Annotated in this window: 7 protein-coding genes and 1 tRNA gene; 1 reads left to right on the forward strand and 7 read right to left on the reverse strand. The window is 55.2% G+C overall.

Features of this window, described 5'->3' with window-relative positions:
• Positions 1-260: 260 nt before the first annotated feature.
• Positions 261-1,181, reverse strand: coding sequence for a DUF3800 domain-containing protein (locus ACEN2J_RS20525; protein ID WP_442108577.1), 921 nt, complete (start codon positions 1,179-1,181; stop codon positions 261-263).
• Positions 1,182-1,273: 92 nt separating this feature from the next.
• Positions 1,274-1,444: a hypothetical protein gene (locus ACEN2J_RS20530; RefSeq protein ID WP_442108579.1), complete on the reverse strand. Its 171-nt coding sequence runs from the start codon at positions 1,442-1,444 to the stop codon at positions 1,274-1,276.
• A gap of 40 nt (positions 1,445-1,484) precedes the next feature.
• Between ACEN2J_RS20530 and ACEN2J_RS20535 the strand changes: the two genes are divergently transcribed.
• A complete protein-coding gene (locus ACEN2J_RS20535; protein ID WP_442108581.1) occupies positions 1,485-1,682 on the forward strand; it encodes a hypothetical protein in 198 nt (65 codons plus the stop codon).
• A gap of 19 nt (positions 1,683-1,701) precedes the next feature.
• Here the strand turns inward: ACEN2J_RS20535 and ACEN2J_RS20540 are convergent, their stop codons facing one another.
• The 5 genes from ACEN2J_RS20540 to ACEN2J_RS20560 form a co-directional block, all read right to left on the reverse strand.
• Complete coding sequence (locus ACEN2J_RS20540) at positions 1,702-1,917, reverse strand: hypothetical protein (RefSeq protein WP_442108582.1); 216 nt, start codon at positions 1,915-1,917, stop codon at positions 1,702-1,704.
• Positions 1,918-2,092: 175 nt separating this feature from the next.
• Positions 2,093-2,254: a hypothetical protein gene (locus tag ACEN2J_RS20545; RefSeq protein WP_442108584.1), complete on the reverse strand. Its 162-nt coding sequence runs from the start codon at positions 2,252-2,254 to the stop codon at positions 2,093-2,095.
• Positions 2,255-2,394: 140 nt separating this feature from the next.
• Positions 2,395-2,470 (reverse strand) — tRNA-Trp (locus tag ACEN2J_RS20550).
• Between the two features lie 74 nt (positions 2,471-2,544).
• On the reverse strand, positions 2,545-3,198 hold the full coding sequence (locus tag ACEN2J_RS20555; RefSeq protein WP_442108586.1) for a CatB-related O-acetyltransferase: 654 nt from the start codon (positions 3,196-3,198) through the stop codon (positions 2,545-2,547).
• 229 nt (positions 3,199-3,427) lie between these two features.
• Positions 3,428-3,508, reverse strand: an 81-nt coding sequence (locus ACEN2J_RS20560; RefSeq protein ID WP_082525877.1) for a hypothetical protein, incomplete at its 5' end; no start/stop codon positions are given.

Below are 3,508 nucleotides of genomic sequence, written 5' to 3' on the forward strand. Positions count from 1 at the left end.
TCGAAGCCCAATCGAATACCGTAAAAGCCTAGGACTTATGACGTAAAAACAGTCCAAGTTTTTGTCCGCATCCCCAAGGATAGCCTTGGGAATGCGCTTCGGAAAATCCGCCCGATTGTGGTGATGGACGAAGGGCAAAAGGCAACGTCGGACCTTGCCCACGATACCCTGTTTGGGTTCAATCCGATCTTCGTTCTTGAACTGACGGCGACGCCCAAGGACGTTGCCGAACGGCGCGGCGCTGACCCCCGCCCGTCACGCTATGCGAACCTTTTGGTCGAAGTGACCGGGCGCGAACTGCACGCCGAAGACATGATCAAGATGCCGCTGAACCTTGACCCCCGGCAGGGCGCAGACTGGCGTGGAACGTTGACGGCTGCGTTGAGCAGGCTGAATACAATACAGGCCGAAGCGACGGCCTCCCGTCGCGAATACTGCGCCTTTCGCTCTGCCATCAGGGGCCACAAGTGCAGCGCAACCTTGTCGGCATAGTGTGGCGACGATTGTTCGATGGACTGGAAAAAGGCGCTAACCAATGTATCGGCAAGTTGCAGCCCGGCCATTTGCGAGGCCGGTGCGCGATCAATCAGATTGTAGCGCAGAACGCTTGCGTCGATTTCGCGCGTGTCGAGATAAGTTGTGCCGCCCGTTGCCTGATTGATCAGCTCTAGGACATACGCTTTGAACTGGCCGAAGTGATGCCCCTTGCGGCTTGCCATCACGATCCGCAAGACGGGTTTTTCTATGCCGTGTCGTGAAGCCGAATTGACCACATAGCGCGTCACCCGTTCCAAAAGCAGGCGCAAGACGAAGTTATAGAGATAATCGCCTTGATAATTCGCAGCGGCGGCGGCGCGTGCATTGTGGTGGTTCAGCATCGTCTTTTTGCAAGAACAAACTACAAAGCCCCGTGCCGCAAATGTTGGCGTAGCTAATTTCTGCGCCACCTTTTTTCGATTCCACGGTTTGAGATTTCGATAATGTAGAACGCCGCCCGGTTGCCCACGCATAGCAAGCAACATTTCATCACGGCGTTGGACAAGTTCGGGTTCTGCTTCGGCGCGTATCAAATAGCCGCCAAGGCACAACCATTCGGAATTGCCTTCGGGGAAATCAGGTTTCAGGCGTTCAACCTTGTCGTCGCCTGCTTCGTCAATGAACAGGGTGTAATGGTAATCCAAACTTGCTCCAACAGCTTGTAAAAGCACTACGCTAGGAACCGCTTTGGTTGTGTTCAAGATAGGGCGTCTGATTCAGTTCGAGATTCGAAAGGCTATCGCGCGACCGTCGCAGCTACCGCCTTCAATGACGCTTCGACCTGCCTGCGCCGGTATTCCGCTTCCAGCAAGACAAGGGCTTCGTCTTCGGTCAGGTCGGCATAGTCGGGCACCGCCTGCGCCTCACGTTGCATAATCAGTTCACGCGGAACCAAAGCTGTGATCATCCGAAGATAGGTCGCAGGGTCAGCTTCACGCAGTTGGGCGATGGTGGCCTATGTCATCGGCTTGATGAACCTTATCCTGCACGGCATCCCTGCGCCAAACCTGCTGCGCACCGATACGCTGGCCGACCGGATGGCGGATGTTGAGGAAAAAGACCGCTATAACGTCATCCTTGCTAACCCACCTGTCCAGAACTGCGCGTTTTTACAGATTAAGCACTTCAGGCTCGGCCCGCGCTAACATGGATCATGCTGCGCGCCTATTTCACCGCGCCAGCTTGGCCGTCGGAATGGGCAACCAAAGGAAATGGCTCTGCCGCCGAGCTTAGGAAAATGCTAAGCGTAAGCAGGGGGGCGATATTGTCACAAATAAGCTTCAGGCAGACAAGGAATGGCATTGCCATCAGCGCGCCCGCGATACCCCAAAGCCAGCCCCAAAACACAAGCGTGACAAACACCGCAACGGTGTGCGCCAACCTAGGAGCCCGAGCGTAGCGACTTGGTGGAGCGTTTCTCCGTCCTGCTCCACCCGCAACACTATCCGGTTGTTTTCTGGATCGAACGCCAACGCGGGTCGGCTTTACTTCAGCATGTCAATGACCTCGCCGCAGAGCCACGCAAGCGTGGTCTTGTGGTAGTGATCCGTGATGTTCACCTTATTAGCCAGCTTGCCGTATCGGCAATCACGGGCCAAGAGCCGCCCGCGTTCGGTATGTCGCCCAACAGTTCTTTGATGATCCAGCCACCAAACACGGCCGCCAGCAGCGGCCCAGATGCGCGGAATAGGGCATCGAACGTATCCTCGATGCGCATTATTTGCACCGTGATCCACGCCTTGCAGAATCGGCTTTGAAGAAGCGGGAAATGCACGAAGCGAGAACAAAAACTCCCAACTGACCTCCCAACTGCAGGGGTGGTCGGGGACTAGTTTCCGTTTAAGTGATTGAAAAGGCTGGCAGGAGTTGGGGGACTCGAACCCACGACCCTCGGTTTTGGAGACCGATGCTCTACCAACTGAGCTAAACTCCTATGCCTGCGGCGGGAATAGGCCAAAGCTTTGACGGAATCAAGGGGGACATGCAGACAATTCTTGCAATGCCCGCTTATTCTTTTGCAAACGCCGCAAGCGCGGCCAAATCCGCAGCCATCAAAGCGGGTAAGGCCGCCTCAATCTGTGACAAAGGCCAGTTCCACCACGCAATTTTCTGTAATTGCGCGATTGTCGCCTCTGAGAAACGTAGCCGCAGGACCCGCGCAGGGTTGCCTGCAACAATAGCAAAATCCGGCACAATGCCCGCAACCACGGCCCCTGCCCCGACAATTACCCCATTCCCCAGTTTGGCCCCCGGCAGAATCAGCGCACCATGCCCGATCCAGCAATCATGCCCAATCTCAGTATCCGGCAAGTCGTTAAACTTCTCTTTATAAAGCTCCAACTTGCTTGGGTCGAAAATGGGAAAAGGATAGGTCGAAAAGCCATCCATCGGGTGGTTGGCCGAAGCGGTGATAAACCGTGCACCATGCGCAATCTGGCAAAACCGCCCAATCCGCAGCTTTTCTGGCGCACCTGCATAGGTATAGGGCGCAAGGTGCCGCGCCCAATCATTTGGCGGGTCAAAATCATTGGCATAGCTGAAATCGCCCACTTCAATATTCGGGTGGTCGATAGTCTGCGCTAAATGCACCATACAAGGGTTTTCGCGGCCATCTGCAAAGCGCATCGGGTGCAGCGCAGCGGCATTCAGGAAAGCAGGCATTGAGGTCATCCTTTCGTTGGTTGAAAAAAAATCAGCCGCGTAGGATATCCATGTTTGCCTCCCTAAGTTGTCCGCCACGCATGAATGGCAAGATTGATGTGCCATAAGCTTGGCGTCAAATCTCGGGCTTGTAAACGGCACCGTGCAGGTGGTGCACGCGCAGATAGAAAAAGCGCGCAAGGTTTTCCCTTACGCGCCTCGATTTTTCTTCGAAAGATCCCGCCCTAGATCAGGCGATAATTTTCGATACCACGCCAGCGCCGACGGTACGGCCGCCTTCACGGATGGCGAAGCGCAGTTTTTCTTCCAT

The organism is Pseudorhodobacter sp. W20_MBD10_FR17, from assembly GCF_052119765.1.
Taxonomy (GTDB): Bacteria; Pseudomonadota; Alphaproteobacteria; order Rhodobacterales; family Rhodobacteraceae; genus Pseudorhodobacter.